This window comes from Halalkalibacter nanhaiisediminis (assembly GCF_007830185.1).
GTDB classification, from domain to species: domain Bacteria; phylum Bacillota; class Bacilli; order Bacillales; family Bacillaceae_D; genus Halalkalibacter; species Halalkalibacter nanhaiisediminis.
Map to the genome: position 1 here is coordinate 148233 of NZ_VLKZ01000001.1, position 17434 is coordinate 165666.

The 17434-nt window shown below is 40.9% G+C and carries 20 protein-coding genes; 12 read left to right on the forward strand and 8 right to left on the reverse strand.

All coding sequences use genetic code 11. The annotated features are described in order from the left end of the window. Nucleotide 1 precedes the first annotated feature (1 nt). From IQ10_RS00690 to IQ10_RS00705, 4 genes are all read left to right on the forward strand, one after another. Nucleotides 2-1018 carry a DUF294 nucleotidyltransferase-like domain-containing protein gene (locus IQ10_RS00690; protein ID WP_144448559.1) on the forward strand — a complete coding sequence of 339 codons (1017 nt, stop codon included), beginning with the start codon at nucleotides 2-4 and terminating at the stop codon, nucleotides 1016-1018. Beyond that, nucleotides 1009-1746, forward strand: coding sequence for an exonuclease domain-containing protein (locus IQ10_RS00695; protein WP_144448560.1), 738 nt, complete (start codon nucleotides 1009-1011; stop codon nucleotides 1744-1746). The genes IQ10_RS00690 and IQ10_RS00695 overlap by 10 nt, the downstream gene beginning before the upstream one ends. A gap of 28 nt (nucleotides 1747-1774) precedes the next feature. Beyond that, complete coding sequence (locus IQ10_RS00700; RefSeq protein WP_277877918.1) at nucleotides 1775-2041, forward strand: MerR family transcriptional regulator; 267 nt, start codon at nucleotides 1775-1777, stop codon at nucleotides 2039-2041. Nucleotides 2042-2131: 90 nt separating this feature from the next. Then, the gene (locus IQ10_RS00705; protein ID WP_144448561.1) at nucleotides 2132-2422 is read left to right on the forward strand and encodes a DUF5327 family protein; all 291 of its coding nucleotides are present in this window, start codon (nucleotides 2132-2134) and stop codon (nucleotides 2420-2422) included. Here IQ10_RS00705 and IQ10_RS00710 read toward each other — a convergent pair whose 3' ends face one another. Next, nucleotides 2423-3043, reverse strand: coding sequence for a GNAT family N-acetyltransferase (locus IQ10_RS00710; protein WP_144448562.1), 621 nt, complete (start codon nucleotides 3041-3043; stop codon nucleotides 2423-2425). A gap of 210 nt (nucleotides 3044-3253) precedes the next feature. Between IQ10_RS00710 and IQ10_RS00715 the strand changes: the two genes are divergently transcribed. Then, complete coding sequence (locus IQ10_RS00715; protein ID WP_144448563.1) at nucleotides 3254-3628, forward strand: DUF423 domain-containing protein; 375 nt, start codon at nucleotides 3254-3256, stop codon at nucleotides 3626-3628. A gap of 90 nt (nucleotides 3629-3718) precedes the next feature. On the opposite strand, the gene gerQ is transcribed toward IQ10_RS00715, so the two are convergent. Both gerQ and IQ10_RS00725 read right to left on the reverse strand, forming a co-directional pair. Beyond that, nucleotides 3719-4201, reverse strand: a complete 483-nt coding sequence (gene gerQ, locus IQ10_RS00720) for a spore coat protein GerQ (RefSeq protein WP_437177652.1) — start codon at nucleotides 4199-4201, stop codon at nucleotides 3719-3721. Nucleotides 4202-4227: 26 nt separating this feature from the next. Continuing rightward, entirely contained in the window at nucleotides 4228-4659 is a 432-nt protein-coding gene (locus IQ10_RS00725; RefSeq protein WP_144448564.1) for a cell wall hydrolase, read from the reverse strand. A gap of 344 nt (nucleotides 4660-5003) precedes the next feature. Here IQ10_RS00725 and purT point away from each other — a divergent pair, with 344 nt between their 5' ends. Further along, nucleotides 5004-6185: a formate-dependent phosphoribosylglycinamide formyltransferase gene (gene purT / locus IQ10_RS00730; RefSeq protein WP_144448565.1), complete on the forward strand. Its 1182-nt coding sequence runs from the start codon at nucleotides 5004-5006 to the stop codon at nucleotides 6183-6185. A gap of 151 nt (nucleotides 6186-6336) precedes the next feature. On the opposite strand, the gene hemQ is transcribed toward purT, so the two are convergent. Then, a complete protein-coding gene (gene hemQ, locus IQ10_RS00735) occupies nucleotides 6337-7086 on the reverse strand; it encodes a hydrogen peroxide-dependent heme synthase (RefSeq protein WP_144448566.1) in 750 nt (249 codons plus the stop codon). A 137-nt stretch (nucleotides 7087-7223) separates the two neighbouring features. Then, entirely contained in the window at nucleotides 7224-7970 is a 747-nt protein-coding gene (locus tag IQ10_RS00740; protein WP_367613643.1) for an enoyl-CoA hydratase/isomerase family protein, read from the reverse strand. Between the two features lie 264 nt (nucleotides 7971-8234). Between IQ10_RS00740 and pta the strand changes: the two genes are divergently transcribed. Further along, complete coding sequence (pta, locus tag IQ10_RS00745; RefSeq protein ID WP_144448567.1) at nucleotides 8235-9224, forward strand: phosphate acetyltransferase; 990 nt, start codon at nucleotides 8235-8237, stop codon at nucleotides 9222-9224. 42 nt (nucleotides 9225-9266) lie between these two features. On the opposite strand, the gene lipL is transcribed toward pta, so the two are convergent. Continuing rightward, nucleotides 9267-10103: an octanoyl-[GcvH]:protein N-octanoyltransferase gene (gene lipL, locus IQ10_RS00750; RefSeq protein ID WP_144448568.1), complete on the reverse strand. Its 837-nt coding sequence runs from the start codon at nucleotides 10101-10103 to the stop codon at nucleotides 9267-9269. 233 nt (nucleotides 10104-10336) lie between these two features. On the opposite strand from lipL, the gene IQ10_RS00755 reads away from it, so the two are divergent. The 4 genes from IQ10_RS00755 (at nucleotide 10337) to IQ10_RS00770 (ending at nucleotide 14150) form a co-directional block, all read left to right on the forward strand. Continuing rightward, on the forward strand, nucleotides 10337-10561 hold the full coding sequence (locus IQ10_RS00755) for a YuzB family protein (protein WP_144448569.1): 225 nt from the start codon (nucleotides 10337-10339) through the stop codon (nucleotides 10559-10561). A gap of 270 nt (nucleotides 10562-10831) precedes the next feature. Further along, complete coding sequence (locus IQ10_RS00760; RefSeq protein WP_144448570.1) at nucleotides 10832-12058, forward strand: dicarboxylate/amino acid:cation symporter; 1227 nt, start codon at nucleotides 10832-10834, stop codon at nucleotides 12056-12058. Between the two features lie 256 nt (nucleotides 12059-12314). Beyond that, entirely contained in the window at nucleotides 12315-13613 is a 1299-nt protein-coding gene (locus IQ10_RS00765) for an HD domain-containing protein (RefSeq protein ID WP_144448571.1), read from the forward strand. Nucleotides 13614-13631: 18 nt separating this feature from the next. After that, entirely contained in the window at nucleotides 13632-14150 is a 519-nt protein-coding gene (locus IQ10_RS00770) for a YwgA family protein (protein WP_144448572.1), read from the forward strand. A 63-nt stretch (nucleotides 14151-14213) separates the two neighbouring features. Here IQ10_RS00770 and thmT read toward each other — a convergent pair whose 3' ends face one another. After that, the gene (gene thmT / locus IQ10_RS00775; RefSeq protein WP_496196984.1) at nucleotides 14214-14402 is read right to left on the reverse strand and encodes a 2-hydroxymuconate tautomerase; all 189 of its coding nucleotides are present in this window, start codon (nucleotides 14400-14402) and stop codon (nucleotides 14214-14216) included. 161 nt (nucleotides 14403-14563) lie between these two features. Here thmT and IQ10_RS00780 point away from each other — a divergent pair, with 161 nt between their 5' ends. Continuing rightward, nucleotides 14564-15100 carry a YwhD family protein gene (locus IQ10_RS00780; protein ID WP_144448574.1) on the forward strand — a complete coding sequence of 179 codons (537 nt, stop codon included), beginning with the start codon at nucleotides 14564-14566 and terminating at the stop codon, nucleotides 15098-15100. 207 nt (nucleotides 15101-15307) lie between these two features. On the opposite strand, the gene IQ10_RS00785 is transcribed toward IQ10_RS00780, so the two are convergent. Then, a complete protein-coding gene (locus IQ10_RS00785; protein WP_144448575.1) occupies nucleotides 15308-17374 on the reverse strand; it encodes a transglycosylase domain-containing protein in 2067 nt (688 codons plus the stop codon). Between the last annotated feature and the right edge of the window lie 60 nt (nucleotides 17375-17434).

A 17434-nucleotide genomic window follows, 5' to 3' on the forward strand; every position in this document is an offset into this window, starting at 1 on the left:
GATGACTTGGGCGAAGGATTCTATTTATCACGATGAAAGTTGGGATGAACGTTATCAACGCTTATATGATGAACGTCTCCAGATCGTTCATCAAAAAGAGCATACTTCGTCCTCCCTTCAAGATAGTCATGATCATATTATTTATCAAGCGGTATGTCTCGCTCTTAAAAAGACAGAAAGTGAGTGGGGCAGTCCGCCTGCTCACTTTGCTTTCTTTCTAATGGGTAGTGGTGGCAGGCTTGAACAGTCTTTTTGGAGTGACCAGGATCATGGAATTGTGTTCGATAGTCGAAACGAGGAGGATGGGGAATATTTCCTCCATTTAGGTAGTCAAATTGTTTATGCCCTTGAGCATGTAGGATATGAACGATGTGAAGGGAAGGTCATGGCATCAAGCCCGCGCTGGTGTCGTTCATTTGCAAGCTGGGAAAAGCAGATTCGTAACTGGTTACGCGAGGATAAGTGGGAAACGTTGCGACATACATTAACGTTTGTTGATGCTCGTTCTCTATACGGGGAGCAAACACTTGTCGATCGCTTGAAGAAAGTTCTATTTGAAGAAGTTCAAAGAGATCCACGCTTGCTGGAACGTTTGACAGAAAATACAGGTAGACTAAAAAAAGGAATTGGTATTTTTAATCAGCTATTAGTAGAAACAAAAGGACGACATAGCGGAAAGTTTGATGTAAAGCAAGTCGCTCTTTTTCCATATGTAAATGGACTAAGATTGCTTGCGATAGAACAGCAAATTTTAGCCTCTTCAACCATAGAGCGGTATGAAAAGCTACCTTCTTCCCTCAATCACATCAAGAAAACAAAGGAGTCTTTTGTTCAATTACTGGAACAAAGAATCATTTGGCACAAAGAAACGAAGCACTATGAGGATATCCACCATCTTAGTGTGAAAGAATTATCTCAAGATGAGAGAAAGCAATTAAAGAATTGGGTTAAAGAAGGTCATCAACTGTACCAAGATATAGAGAGGCTGTACAAAAAGGGTGAGTCAAAATGGTCATGAATTCAATGGTGCAGTTGATGAAACAGCTTTCGGGGAAATTAAGTCCGAATATCTATACATCTCTTCAACAGCAATCGGCAGCAGAAAGGCTGTCACATTTGCGACAAATTCAACGAGAATTAAAAAAAGAAGATGTTCTTGATATCGATATTGCTGAGCTGCCTTTTGTGATTTTTGATTTGGAGACGAGCGGATTTTACCCTGATAAAGGAGACTGTATTCTTTCTATTGGCGCTGTAAAAATGAAGGGAAGCGAGATCCTAGATGAAGAGACATTTTATTCGACTGTAAAATGCGAGAAGCCACCTTCCGATGAAGTTTTGCAATTAACTGGATTGACGATGGAAGAACTATCTATTTCACCACCATTACCTGATGTGCTCACAAGTTTCTATCAATTTATTGGGCATTCAACGCTAGTCGCTCACCATGCGAGTCATGAAAAAAGTTTCATGACTCATGCGACGTGGCAGACGCTTCGTGCAACATTTTTGCACCGCATTATCGATACTTCTTTTTTAACAAAAGTCGTTGTGCCAGAAAAGAAGCTTGTGACGTTGGATGAATGCTGTCGGCACTTTGATATCCCTGTGCAATCGCGTCATCATGCCAAAGAAGACGCTCTGATGACAGCCAAACTTTGGCGAGAAAATATTTATTTAGCGAAAGAAGCAGGCTTTCATACGTTACGTGATGTCTACACTTTCTTAGCAAAAGGTCGAATTTGATCATTTAAACGGAGGAGGAGGGAAGGGAGTGAAGTCTGACATTCCACGAAGGCATGCTTTTTTTCCGATCCGTGTTGTGATGGAGATGACGAACTTAACCGCCCGACAAATTCGTTATTATGAAGAACAAGGGTTGATTAAGCCGTCTCGAAATGAAGGAAATCAACGAATGTTTTCGATTGAGGATATTGAACAATTTCTTGAAATTAAGAGATTTATTGAACAAGGTGTCAATATTGCCGGAGTAAAAGCAATATTTGCTACCAGAGAGCAAGAGAAGAGGACTGATCACTAATTTGTGGTTAGTCCTGTTTGTTTCGGAACGGTGTGCTTCCACCTCGCTCTGTGCTAATATATTAAGCAAAGAAAGTTAAGGAGGGGACTCATGAATATACCTGCTAATCAAATTGTTCATCATATCGAAGAAAAATTCGCTTCGCTTAAAAAAGGTCTGGAGAGTGGGGATGAAAAAACTGTGAGAGAATGTGCGACGGCCATTGAAGCTTATTGTCAGCTCTTAAAAGGAGCACAACAACAAGTTCAGACGCGACAAGAGCCGATCATGCATCCGCAGGCTTATCCGACATCATCACCGCAGCCCTCATCTCAACCTTTAATCGTAAATCAACCTTCCGCCCAAGAAGAAGATGAAAAGAGAAATTTGCTCGATTTTTAGTTAAAGTCTGTCGTTTTTCCATTCGACGAGCACAGCGTAATCAAGAGATTCCTCGTCATCTAAATAGTTAGGTAGTACTTGAAGGGGCTTGAGTCCTTGTTTGATCATAAATGTGAGGACAAGGTCTTTGATCTCGCCTTTTTCGACCGCCCTCATGTACGCCTCGGCATCAAGCTTATCAGCATGCTCGTGGTAGTTCGGAATCCGACAACCAGCCAGGAAACGAGTTAAGCCAAGTTCTCGAACAATGTCCTTTCTTGCTTGGTAAAGGGCTTGCGCAATGCCTTTTCCGCGATAGCTTGGACGAACACAAACATCAATCCCGTATAAGCTATCACCCTTTGACTGATGACTTTGTTTGATAAAACCATGATCAGCAACCTCATCCCATGTGTGAGGCTTGCCGTCGTATTGAATAATGAGCGAAGTAGCGGACCCGACGACGGTTCCATCGATTTCAGCTAGAAGAGCTCCTTCGGGAAAGGTCTTAACATGTGAAGCAATTTGCTCTTTAGACCACCAAAGCTCTTCTGGAAATGGTGGGGGAAAGGCTTCTTTTTGAACGTCAAGGAGTTGGTCATAATCCTCGAGTGTATATCGTCTAATTTTAACTTGTGACATGAGTGATCACACTCCTTTTTTCTTTTATTTTATACTAAGAAGAGTGTCAGAGTCCAAGTGGGAGTGGCTTTTATTGCTTTTGGTATTGCTTATCTTGATTGATGGTAGGTACAGGATGATGTATAGTGTTTATATGTTTGAAAACGTGTAGTTAAATGTTTTTACATACTTGTTTTATAGAGCGATCATCAAAAAAGGAGTCGAATGATAATGGCAAAGCTATTCATATTTATTGGAAGTATTGTAATGGCGTTATCGGTGGCGATTGGAGCTTTTGGAGCGCATGGGCTTGAAGGACGTCTAACAGAAAGAATGATGAAGAATTACCAAACAGGGGTACAATACCATATGATTCATGGGATTGGACTTTTAGTTGTTGGATTAGTTGCATGGAAACTGACCTCATCTTCCATGTTAAACGGTGCTGGATGGAGCTTTTTAATCGGTATTATTCTCTTTTCAGGAAGTTTATATGTGATGGCATTAACAGGAATAACGAAACTTGGAGCCATTACGCCAATTGGTGGGCTTGCATTTATTGTTGGTTGGGTATTGCTAGGTATTGCTGTTTTGAGAGGCCTATAAATAAGAATAGCTGGCTCACTAAGTCTGCCCTTATTGTGTAAGGGTTCAGCGACTTTATGTGAGTCAGCTTATTTTTGTTTAAGTATGTTCCTACCGCGGCGAATATTGAGCTAACGGAGCCTGTGTGCCGATTGGATATTCGTATTCAATTGGCTCATCAAAGGTGACGTAATCAAGATTAACCATAAGTAGTAAATAGCGCATACCGGTTTCTGGATCACTGATGATTAAATGATCGCGTCCAGCTGCCTCCACACGTCCTTTAAATATTTTTGCATTCCATTGATCGTTGTTCTCAAAGGTCATATAGACTGTCGCCATCTTTCCGCGATTTAAGCGGAGGATATTTTCAACAAAAGACATTTCAAGTGGAAGCATGCCCGTATCTTGAGTTAATTGTTGCTGTACGAATCCTGGAACTTGATAGTGTTGAGCAGAAAAGTATGGTAGCGTTTGAGCTTGTTGCTGTGGTTGAGACGGCTGTTGTGTATACATTGGTTGCTGTGTTCCGTATCCATACCCAGCAGTACCTGCTTGAGCCTGTTGCTGATTCCATTGCTGTTGCTGATTCACATTGATCTCCCCTTTTTCAATTCAATTTAATACACGTTGTAGACGTCTGGACACTCAGAAGGAAGTGGAGTATAGAAGCAGTGCGATTTGTAACGACCAGCATTCCACTGTCCCCACCATTGCGGAGGACAAGGTCCTTCAGGTCTGAAAAACCATAATGCAAATTCACCAGGATTATAACGCTCCCCATTAATTAATTTTTTCGCTAATCGCTTTTCTCGTTCACGGGCACCCTGATAAAAATAGCCTTTTTGAACGGCTTCAAACCCACCTGGCGATTGATAAGCCATTTGAGGGACGGTCCTGATATCAACAAAATCTAAACACCCTACTCTGACACGATTAACCATGACATTCCCCGCGTTCAGCATTCCTAATTCCCCATCGCCTTCTGCCTCTGCTCTCATAAGCCGTGCTAGGACCTCAACGTCTCGGGATGATGCTTGAATAACTGCCATCCGTTCACCTCCTAACAAAGTTGACAATCCGTAAACCTATCTTAGGTGCTAAAAAGAGTAATGAAACGAACAATGACCCTGCATCCATTAAGTATGTAACAAATGGATGATATGACATAGATGGTACAGATACATCACTATATGTCTTTAAGAAAAAACGTATGACACTTTTTGAAAACAAGAATCAAATATACGAGTTAGTCTTTGTATGGATGCTATTATCGAACGTTTGTTATTGTTTATATCCATTTCATTCGGTAAAATATCAAAAATGACTTGAATTCATCACTCAAAGAAAGCTATGATTAGAGAAATACTAATAATAGGTAAGGGAGACGATGAGAATGTATGGTGTGCCATTAACGAAACATGCAAAGAAAATCTTATTGCTAGGTTCAGGGGAGCTAGGGAAAGAAGTGATGATTGAAGCGCAACGTTTAGGGGTGGAAACGATAGCTGTTGATCGTTATGCAGATGCACCAGCTATGCAAGTGGCGCATCGTTCTCATGTGGTTGATATGCTTGATGGTGAGGCGTTACGCGCTATCATCGAGAGTGAAAAGCCAGACTTGATTGTACCTGAAGTTGAAGCAATTCAAACACAGGTGCTCGTTGATTTGGAGAAAGAAGGATACAACGTTGTTCCAACTGCATCTGCGACAAAGTTAACAATGGATCGTGAAGGAATTAGACGTATGGCAAATGAAGATCTTGGATTACCAACAGCCAAATACGCGTTTGCGAATTCACTGGAAGAACTAAAAGAAGCAGTTAAAGAAATTGGTGTTCCTTGTGTGATCAAGCCGCTCATGAGTTCATCTGGAAAAGGGCAAAGTCTATGTCGTTCATTTGATGATGTCGAAGCTTCTTGGCAAGAAGCCATTGAAGGAGGGCGTGGAAAAAGCACACGAGTAATCGTCGAAGAATTTATTCACTTTGATTCTGAAATTACGTTATTAACGGTGCGCTCGGCTTCAGGTACGGCTTACTGTCCGCCAATTGGACATGTTCAAAAAGACGGTGATTATATTCAATCATGGCAGCCCCATCCTATGTCAGAAGAGCAGATTAAAGAATCAGAGGAAATTGCGAAAAAAATTACCGACGCATTAGGTGGATACGGATTATTTGGAGTAGAGTTGTTCCTCACAAAAGATAAAGTGTATTTTAGTGAGGTATCGCCTAGACCACATGATACAGGGCTTGTTACACTTGCGACGCAAAATTTATCAGAATTTGCTTTGCATGTTCGTGCGGTTTTAGGTTTTCCAATTACGAATATCCATCTTCATACACCTGGTGCGAGCCACGCGATTAAAGCAACGGAGGAGAGTCCATCTTATCAGCTTGCTGGTATGGAAGAAGCTCTAGCAGTGGAAAACACGCAATTGCGTGTTTTCGGAAAACCAGATACAAAAATTGGACGTCGTTTAGCCGTTACGCTTAGCACAGCGGATACAACAGATAAGGCTTGTGAGCTCTCAAAAGAAGCGGCAGAAAAAATCAATATCATCTATGAAAGATAACAGAGAACAGAGGGGCTACCATGTGTAGTCCTTTTGACGTTAGGAAAGGATAATTCAGCAAGCGAGCAAACCAGATCGTGGTTCCGCTATTTTTTAAGAGTAAAACAAATAAGGCCCTAGGGATATGAAACCCAAGGACCTTATGAAAAAATTAAATATGGAAGTAACGTGATAGGTGGGCAGGATCGAGAATGTTTCCAACATAGAATGAACCGAACTCACCATAACGAGCTGATACTTCATCAAAACGCATTTCATAGACAAGCTTCTTAAATTGAAGCACGTCGTCAGCAAAAAGGGTAACGCCCCATTCCCAATCATCAAAACCGACTGAGCCAGTAATGATTTGCTTCACTTTGCCTGCGTATCCGCGGCCGATCATACCATGACTTTTCATCAATGAACGACGGTCTTCCATCGGAAGCATGTACCAGTTGTCATCTCCTTGACGACGCTTGTCCATTGGATAGAAGCAGACATGGCTTGCTTTCGGTAGTGTCGGGTACAGACGTGAGCGAACGTGAGGATTTTGATAAGGATCTTCATCACTTTCGCCAGCCATGTAGTTACTAAGCTCGACAACAGACACATAAGAGTATGTAGGGATTGTGAACTCGGCAAGACGAGTTTTGTTAAAGGCATTTTCAATCTCATTTAATTCTTGCATTGTCGGGCGAAGAAGCATCAGCATGAAATCAGCTTTTTGGCCAACAATTGAATAAATAGCGTGGCTTCCTTGCTCATTTGCCTCTGTTTGCTCCCATTTTTCGATCATCGAATGGAATTCAGCTAAAATTTGTTCTCGTTCTTCCGTTGATAATGTTTTCCATGCAGGCCAATTTATTGTGCGGAAGTCATGGAGACAATACCAACCATCTAACGTTATTGCAGCTTCACTCATCAATAACAGCTCCTTTAATTACCAATAATCCAGTGCATGACAAGCTTTATCACGACTGTGTTTAATAGCACTATACCATATTTAGAAGGATTCTAAAAATAGGAAAAGCCACAGAAGTCGACTGTGGCTGGTGCCTCTTATTTCTTTTTCACAAAACGTTCAATTGCTGCTTTGTGTTCAGGTGTTTGTCCTGCCTTTCGTTGTGCGCTTACTTCCATTTCTAACACTTCTGCTAAGCTATGCTCAAAGCCTTGACAGAGGTTTCTTTTAGTTAAGCCAAATGCTTTTTTAGGAACATGCTTTAATTGTTCAATGAAATCATCAGGCTGTCCAATTTTCGTGATCAAATGTATCTGAAGTGCTTCTTTTGCTGAAATGACTTCTCCAAGCGCCAATTCCATTGCCTTACCAAGTCCGACAAGCCGTGGTAGGAAGTAGGAAGCACCTGCATCTGGTGCGAGGCCTATTTTCAAGAAGCCTAGACCAAGCTTCGCATCTTCGCTTGCCACACGGTAATCACAAGCAAGAGCGATACTTAATCCTGCACCTACAGCAATGCCATTAAGGTAAGAAACTGTCGGTTTTTCAATCGACGCTAGTTGAAGGATTAACGGATTATACGTTTCTCGTAAGTAGTTTCCATAATCAAATGATCCAATCTCATCTATGTCAAGGCTTTTTAAGTCTGCACCTGCACAGAAAGCACCGTCTGTTCCTTGCAAAACGATAACGCTTACACTTTTATCATTCTTTGCTTTTTCTAAGGCATCAAATAGAGCATGATGCATCTCGGTATTTAGCGCATTCTTTACTTGTGGTCGGTTTAGAGTAATTGTTGCAACCGAGTTGTTCACTTCATACAAGACAATGGAATCGTTCAACATTTGCTTTACACTCCTTTTTTATAATAAATTTTTAGGTTGTGACAATACATTCGACACATAAGGAAAAAATCCTTGGTCATCCTAATAAGAGTGTTTGAATAAGCGAAAAAGCGGAATATAAAGAGTATGTAAGCGAAAACAATATGATTTTTTAAAAAATTTCTACTTTAACGAACTTGACAAATGCGGTTCCCTTTTAATGCAGAGAGGAGTATCCTTGTCATATAATGAAAAGAACCGAGAAAAACAGAGGAGGAGTCTGTCGTGAGCAATCTCTTTACAGAAATCAAAGCAAAGGTTGAAAAGCACAAGCCGACGATTGTTTTACCTGAAGGCACAGATGAACGGATTTTAGAGGCAGCGGCGAATTTAGCAAAGGATCGTGTTGTCAAGCCGATTCTTGTTGGTGATGTAGCTGATGTACAAGCAAAAGCAAAAGAGCAAGGTATTGAATTAGGTGATATTACGATTCTAGATCCAGCTACGTATGAAGGTCTTGACGAAATGGTAGCGGCATTTGTTGAACGCCGTAAAGGGAAAGAAACAGAGGAGTCAGCTCGTGAAAAGCTACGTGATGTCAACTACTTTGGAACAATGCTAGTATATATGGATAAAGCGGATGGGCTTGTTAGTGGGGCAGCACATTCTACGGGTGATACGGTACGACCAGCATTACAAATTATTAAAACGCAACCTGGAATCAAGCGTACGTCTGGTGTGTTTGTGATGGTTAAGGATGAACATAAATTTGTTTTTGGTGATTGTGCGATTAACATTGCACCAAATAGCGAAGAACTTGCTGAAATTGCCATTGCAACAGCAGAAACGGCTAAAGTATTCGGGCTTGATCCAAAGGTTGCAATGCTAAGCTTCTCTACAAAAGGATCTGCTTCTTCTATGGAAACACAAAAAGTATCAGAAGCGACAAAGCTTGCGCAAGCAGCACGTCCAGATCTTGTTATCGATGGTGAATTCCAATTTGACGCTGCATTTGTACCAGCTGTAGCGCAAAAGAAAGCACCAGATTCTCCGCTTCAAGGCCAGGCAAATGTCTTCATTTTCCCAAGTCTTGAATCAGGGAACCTTGGCTATAAAATTGCTCAACGACTAGGCGGATATGACGCAATTGGACCAATTTTACAAGGGTTAAACAAGCCAGTAAATGACTTGTCACGTGGATGTAACGCAGCGGATGTTTACAAGCTGTCACTGATTACAGCGATGCAATCAATCAATCAAAAAGTGACAAACTAAAAGAAAATGCCTTATCCAACAGTGTGTGGGTAAGGCATTTTTTTAGCTATTATATAGAACCTTTTCATTTCGCGCTAAGACACGCTCATATTGCTCGGAAAATAAGCTCATTTCCTCATTCGTTAATGAGTGGGGGATCATTTGCACACCTTCCGCTTGAACAGTTAACAGCAATCGTTTCATCACATCTGCAACCGTCAGCTTTTCACAAAGGAGCTCACTTAAGGAAGCCATTGTTTCAGGTACCACAATCGGGTAAGTGAACCGCGTTGGCTCTCCCTTGACGGCATAAGCGTAAAATTGACGGATTACCTCTGCTCGCTCGCTTCCTACTCCATTTACACAAAGGTAAATCTGAACGGCGATCCCGCCACGAATGCGGCGTTGGGAAATGCCAGCAAATTTTTTTCCACCGATACTTAAATCAAAGCTTCCTGGACAATAGGAACCGACTATTTCATAAGCCTTAATCTCTACATCAAACGAAGAAAACATCTTTCTAATAAGCTCATACATAAGCTCATATCCAGCATCAATTGATAATCCCTTTTCTTCTTTAATAATTAATGAGATGTTGAGCACGCCTTCATCTAACATCACCGCTAATCCACCAGAATTGCGAACAATGACTCGGTAGCCTTGTTCTTCTAAATACGAGCGGCCATCATCAATATAAGGGAGGCGGCTATCCTGAATCCCTAGTACAACCGTATCATGATGGACCCACGTCCGTATCATTGGATCAGCATGTTGCTGACCAATCATCGTGCAAAAAGTATCATCATAAGCGAAAGACTGGAGTGCATCAAAGCTTGGACCAAAAGTAGTATGATCGAGAAAGCGCCATGTTTTTGCGGTAGCTTGTATAAATCCTTCCATATTTCGTAACTCCTATAGTTATCAATTCTTTATTGTTTTCGTTATTATAGCATGATTCAAGTGCTATAAAGGTATTTCATTGGTTAGTAGTTCCGTGGAAGCAAGTAAAGAACATTGCTTCTATTAAAGATTATGATATACTGTAGAATGGTTTAGAATTTAAACTTATACTTATCTACAGACAACATACAGACAAATAGATGATAAATATCTCTAAAGAAAGGAACAGATCTATGGCAAATGAATTTCGTATTTGTGATGAATGCCAAGCGACAAATATCAAGACGCTTGTGCCACGACTGAAGAAGGTTGACGCTGATGCAACGGTTGATATTCGCTGTCAATCCTATTGTGGTCCAGGAAGAAAGAAGTCCTTTGCGTTTGTAAATAATCGCCCTGTGGCCGCTCCAGATGAAGATCAGCTTATTGAAAAGATTACAAAAAAAGTGCAAAAATAAAAGCCCAGCTTCTTTATTGCTGGGTTTCATTTGATTAAAAATGAGAATTGTTTTAATATTCATAAATTATAGCGAGCTACCTTTAGAATATGGTTAGTCTCTTTCAGTAGAGGGATATTTTGTGTAATCACGCAAAAAAAAATTTTATTATTAAAATGTTTTTCTACGCAAACTAAGTTTTATCCGTTAAAATAAAGGGAAGAAATTAAAAGTTAATAATCTTTTGTGAAATTGTGGCAAAAGATTATAGGGAAGATTGGAGGAAAAATGATGAGTTTAACTAAAAAAATTATTATTGCTCTTATTGTAGGTATTATCGTTGGACTTGGATTTAATGTGTTTGCGCCAAATGCATTTGTTCCAATTGATACGTATGCATTAACCCCGCTAGGGCAGTTATTTCTTAAATTAATTACGATGCTTGTTGTCCCACTTGTATTCTTTTCAATTGTGCTTGGAACAGCGGGTGTTGGAGATCCGAAAAAGCTAGGACGAATCGGATCACGTACCGTTATCTTTTTTCTTATAACAACAGCAATTGCGCTTATTATTGCTTTATCACTTGCTTATGTTATTCAGCCTGGCCAACCTGGACTAATGGGTGAAGAAGAACAGGAATACACTCCATCAGAAGCGCCACCTGTAATGGAAACATTTCTTAATATGATTCCATCAAACCCAGTTGCAGCAATGGCTTCAGGAGATATGTTGCAAATCATTGTATTTGCCGTTTTTGTTGGTTTAGCATTGGCTAATTTAGGAGATAAGACAAAAGGTGTTCTAAAGCTGGTGGAACAAGGGAATGACATTATGATGTACCTTGTTACAGTTGCGATGAAGTTTGCGCCGATTGGGGCATTTGCTCTTATTGCGTCAGCGTTAGGAAAACTAGGTTTAGATGCGTTAAGCTCGATGGCTATGTATGTTGTAACGATTGTTCTTGCATTGTTCGTTCATTCAATTGTGACATACGGCGGGGCGATTGCGTTACTGGCGAAAATGAACCCAATTCAGTTCTTCAAAGGCTTCTTCCCTGCGATGACTGTTGCCTTCAGTACATCGAGTAGTAATGCAACATTGCCTGTTTCGATGAAGACAGCACAGGAAAATCTAGGTGTATCAAAACAAGTATCGAGCTTCGTACAGCCGCTTGGAGCAACAATTAATATGGATGGTACAGCGATTATGCAAGGTGTTGCGACGATCTTCATTGCTCAAGTGTTTGGTGTTGACCTTACAATGGGTGATCTAGTAATGGTTGTCATAACGGCAACGCTTGCTAGTATTGGTACAGCGGGTGTACCTGGCGTTGGGATGATCATGCTTGCGATGGTCTTACAATCTGTCGGCTTACCGGTAGAAGGAATTGCACTTGTTCTTGCTGTAGACCGTATTTTAGATATGCTACGTACTGCCGTTAATATTACAGGTGATGCGGCAGCAGCTGTTATTATTGATCGCTCAGAGCAAAAGCGTCTAGAAAAAGCGGGGTCTTAATAGCAGAAAGAAAAGAAGCATTCCATATCTATTATCTATAAATAATAATTAAGTTTAATGTCAGGAAGGCGATTCATTTGAATCGCCTTCTTTTTTTGTACTTTTGAAAACTCACCTTTTTAAAAGTTTAATCGCATTTGCCATTAACTCTCGGTGAAAATGCAAGTTTTCTAACATCAACGTCTTATTTTACTAGCTGTTAGCGTTTTATCTTCGTTATAATGGGTATACGACTCTATGGAAACGAGAGGGACTTATGACTAAACCTTATGATCGTCAATTAGAAGAAGAAAAAGTATTTAAAGACCCCGTTCACAGATATATTCATGTACGTGACGAGTTAATTTGGGATTTAATTGGAACAAAAGAATTTCAACGATTACGTCGTGTTCGTCAGCTTGGAACGACGTATGTGACTTTTCATGGTGCTGAACATACACGCTTTAACCATTCGCTAGGTGTTTATGAAATCACGAGAAGAATTCTTGAGGAGTTTAAAGGGAGACCACATTGGGATGATTCGGAGCGCTTGCTAGCGTTGTCTGCAGCATTACTACACGATGTCGGTCATGGGCCTTTCTCGCATTCATTTGAAAAGGTGTTTGATACGGACCATGAAGAATGGACACGGGAAATTATTTTAGGTGAGACGGAAATTAATCAAGTTCTCTTACGTGTGAGCACGGATTTTCCGCAAGCTGTTGCCGATGTCATTGAGAAGACTTACTCTAATAAGCTTGTGACAAGCATTATTTCCAGTCAAATTGACGCTGATCGCATGGACTATTTGCAGCGTGATGCCTATTATACGGGTGTTAGCTACGGCCATTTTGATATGGAGCGCATCTTGCGAGTAATGAGACCGATGGAAGATCAGGTTGTCATCAAGCAGAGCGGGATGCATGCGGTAGAAGATTATATTATGAGCCGTTATCAAATGTATTGGCAAGTCTATTTTCATCCTGTCACACGTAGTGCTGAGGTGATTTTGAGTAAAATCTTCAAGCGTGCCAAGGAACTTTATGAATCGGATTATATATTTAAACATGCCCCTCATCATTTCTATTCTTTCTTTCACGGAAAAGGGAGCTTGAATGATTATTTACGGTTAGATGAGGCGATAACCTTATATTATTTTCAAATTTGGCAGGAAGAAGAGGATCGCATTTTAAGTGATCTTTGTGTAAGATTCCTAAATAGACGTTTGTTTAAATATGTCGAATTTAACCCAAATCAACGAATGAATGATTGGCCGAAGCTTCAAGAGCTATTTCGTCAGGCGGACTTGAATCCTGATTATTATTTAGTTGTCGATTCGTCTTCTGATTTACCGTATGATTTTTACCGACCTGGTGAAGAGGAAGAGCGCTTACCGATCCACCTTATTATACCAAGTGGAAAGCTACGTGAACTTTCGCGTGAGTCGGATGTCGTTGAGGCGATTTCGGGTAAAAAGAGAACAGACCATAAGCTTTACTTTCCGCTTGATTACTTAGAGGACGAGCGTGAACATAAAGATGTGAAACAAAAGATTCGGGCATTACTGAATGTGTGAGGGAAGGGGGAATAGGCATTGCTTAAGGACCATGCAAACGTGATGGCGCTTTTTTTGCAGGCTGGTGAGGTTATTGGACGGAAAAAGCTGCAAAAAATGATCTATATCGCAAAGAAGCTGGATATGCCATTTTCAGAGCGGTATAAGTTCCACATGTTTGGACCATACTCAGAGGAATTATCGCTTCGTGTAGAGGAATTATGTAATCTTGGCTTTGTTGCTGAAACGAAGGAAGATAAAGGGAATTATTATCAATATCGTTATATGCTCTCTGAAGCAGGACAGAAATTCCTTGATTTGTATCAGTTTGACCTACCGCAAATGGAAGAGCTCGCACAGCAGTTGAATGAGCAAAGTTCACGTTTTCTAGAGCTTGTCTCAACGCTTTTGTATTTCGAAGAGCTCCCGCGGGCTGATGTCAAAGAGAAGGTATTTACCCTTAAACGCAAGCAAAATTACAGCGAAGACGATATTGAACAAGGTTACGTCTTTATCGAATCATTACGGAAGCTAATTGAAATGAGGAAAGTACAATAAACGTTCTTTTCTTTTGAAAAAGGCCCACTTTCCAATAGGAAAGTGGGCTTTCAATTTACAATCTTATGAATCTGAAGGACGTTTGCCCGCGATACCCAAATTGGTTGGTTTCATTTCTTCGATGATAACAGATACACGCTCAGCTGGTGCGCCTGTTGTTTCTGTAACGGCATCCGTTATTTTTTCGATCAATGCACGTTTTTGATCGTCTGAACGGCCTTCAAGCATTTTGACAGTGACAATTGGCATGATGAATCGCTCCTTAAAAAATGTGTACGTGTCCACTTAAGATGTTTCCTCATATACATATAAAATACGTTGATGAGGATGTTTCGGTGGAAAACGTTATCTTAAGACTAGCATAAGTAGGGTCATTTTGTGTAGAATTTGAATAAGGAAGAGACGAAGAAAGGATGATTTCTGTGGATTTATTGAACGACGATAACTTGAAAAAGAAAAAGACAGGTTTTAATATTTTAAGTGGGGATTCAACCTCTGGTCATGGAGGATACGGGGCTGGTGTTATGAATTTAGACAATATCTCACCAGTATTTGTTGATCCAGAAGAAGGAGAGGCATTTGTGGATATGGGTGCCCTTCATGCTCGTTCAGCGGTTGAAAAACGAATTAAATTCCTTCCGAATAAGGAAGAGGTTCCAAATGGCAAGCTCTACTGGCTTGTATGGGTGGCGATCCAATACAAGGATGGCAAGCCTTATTACGCAGGTGTAACAGGTTGTGAAATGACAGTCGATACAGAAATTCGTCGCGGTTATAAGAGCTTACCTGAACACGTTAATAAGATGGATAAGTCTCTTAAAGGGCATATCATCGTTGAACATATGGATGAGTTATCAAAGAACATTCTTGCCGATTTCTTAAAGAATCATAATGAGCAAATGTGGTTGCACTCAGATAAAGCTTTGCATGAGGCATTACAGCCTAAATAGGAGAGAGTGGTCATTTCTCATTTGTAAAGACCTAATATCCAACAACTTTGAACGATTTTTGAACACTTAACCTCGCCCTTGAGCTTTTCGACATTAGCGAGTAAACTGAAGGGAGTATAAAAACACATTTATACTAGGACACGAAAAAGCGCAATGGGTACTTTCCCTTTGCGCTTTTTCATTATTTGACAAGTTTGTGGTAGCGTTTTAATCTCGAAACCACTTAAAAAAACGATTAAGAAGCTTTTCCTTTTCGTGTGTTGTCTCATCAATGGCTTCAACTTCGCCATCTGGCGCCTTTGCTGGGCAAGGCTTTGTTGGCTCGGTTCCTTCAATAAAATAAGTTAGCCTGTGTGTCGGACAGTCTGCGGTGGCGAGCAGACCGTTTTCAGGGTTCATTTCAACAGCGACGACACCGTCTGGTTGATGAAAAGGTAGCTTCAACTGATTTGCTAGTGCATGCTCAGTGAAATTGGCCCAAATACGCTTGGCGATTTGTCCTTCTGATCGTTGCTCAAGCGTTTGTCCTTTATCATAGCCTACCCAAACTCCAGTAACAAGTTGTGGTGTGTAGCCGACCATCCAGCTATCTGTTGCGGTCGAACCTGATTTTCCGGCAACAGGGCGACTGACTAAATGAGCTACAGAGCCACCTGTTACAGACGTATGAGCATTTAAATAAGGGTCAAACATGCCTGTCATGATATCCGTTAAAATAAATGTCAACTTAGGATCGAGCACTTGTGTCAAGCTAGGCTCTGATTCAAATAAGACATTCCCCTCTGAATCAACAACTTTACGAATAAAGCGAGGCTCGACCCGTTTTCCGCCATTGGCAAATGGACTATAGCCCCGAACCATTTCTAATACATTCACCTCGGATGTTCCAAGAGCTAATGCAGGGTTTTGATGCAACGGGCTCTCCACACCAACTCTTTCTGCTACATCAATCAATTTCTCTGGCCCAAGCAGAAGATGAGTTTTCACAGCATAGATATTATCGGAAAAGGCCATTGCCTGTAAAAGAGTGATAAAATCATTCGCATAATTATCTTGAAAATTTCTAGGTGAATAGTTTGCTCGCCCATCATCATAAGTGAACGTTGTTGGCTCACTTAATAACGTCGAAGCGGGCGTAAATCCATTTTCAAGTGCAGCATAATAGAGAAATGGTTTAAAGGATGAGCCTGGTGCCCTCGTTCCTTGTGTCGCCCGGTTATATGGACTCTCAGCATAATCCTTTCCACCAACAAGGGCCCGTACATCACCTGTGCGCGGATCAATTGCTACAAGAGCCGTTTGTAGTTCAGAATCTGGCATTTCTGCTTCAACCCAGCGTTCAGCCTCTTTTTGCATCTGTGGATCTAAGGTTGTATAAATTTTCAGTCCGCCCGCTTCAAATAGTACGCGATCAAGTCCGACTTCCTCTATGAGTTGTTCTTCCACAACATCTTGAAAATAGGGACCAACAACAGAAGGTCGGTCAAGCTCATCTCGAATAAAAGCTAACTCTTCTAAATGAGCAGCATCTGCCTCTACCTGTGTAAGCACCCCATTTGTCACCATTGATTGCAAAACAACACCTTGGCGTTCTTTCGCTCGCTCATAATCAAAAAGTGGGGAGTAATAGCTCGGACCTTTTGGAATACCTGCTAACATACTCGCTTCTGCAAGCGTTAGCTTACTCGCTGATTTTCCAAAATAATGGTGGGATGCAGCTTCAATGCCGTACGCCCCATGTCCGTAGTAAACCGTATTTAAATAACCTTCTAAAATATCATCCTTTTCATAATTCATCTCAAGTCGAAGGGCATACAACAGTTCATTCCATTTACGCTTCCATGTTTTATCATGGGTTAAATAAAGATTACGTGCATATTGCTGTGTAATTGTACTTGCTCCTTGTGCTTTTGACCCAGACTTCAAGTTTGCGATCACAGCTCCGCCAATACGGTTTGGATCAAAACCAAAATGCTGATAAAATCTCCTATCCTCGATTGAGAGTGTTGCGTCAATCACATCAGGTGCAATAGCTGATAAATCAACCCATAACCTATGTTCACCTTGATGATGTTCACCGATTGGGGAGTTATCCGCGCCGTAAAAAATAGTTGTTTGCGAAACATTCAGCGGCGGAGGCCCCTGCATTTTTGTATAAGAAAGAAGCGCAACTGCTCCTGCAGCTGCGAGGACAAGGCCGATTAAAAAGAGCCGAAATAGCAAGCGAACAATGCGTCTTGTTCGTCGAATTCGCCGATTAATGATGACTTCCATATCATCACTCCGTTCTTAGATTCGTAACGTACTTTCCATTTTTGGTAGAAAGCGATGTTT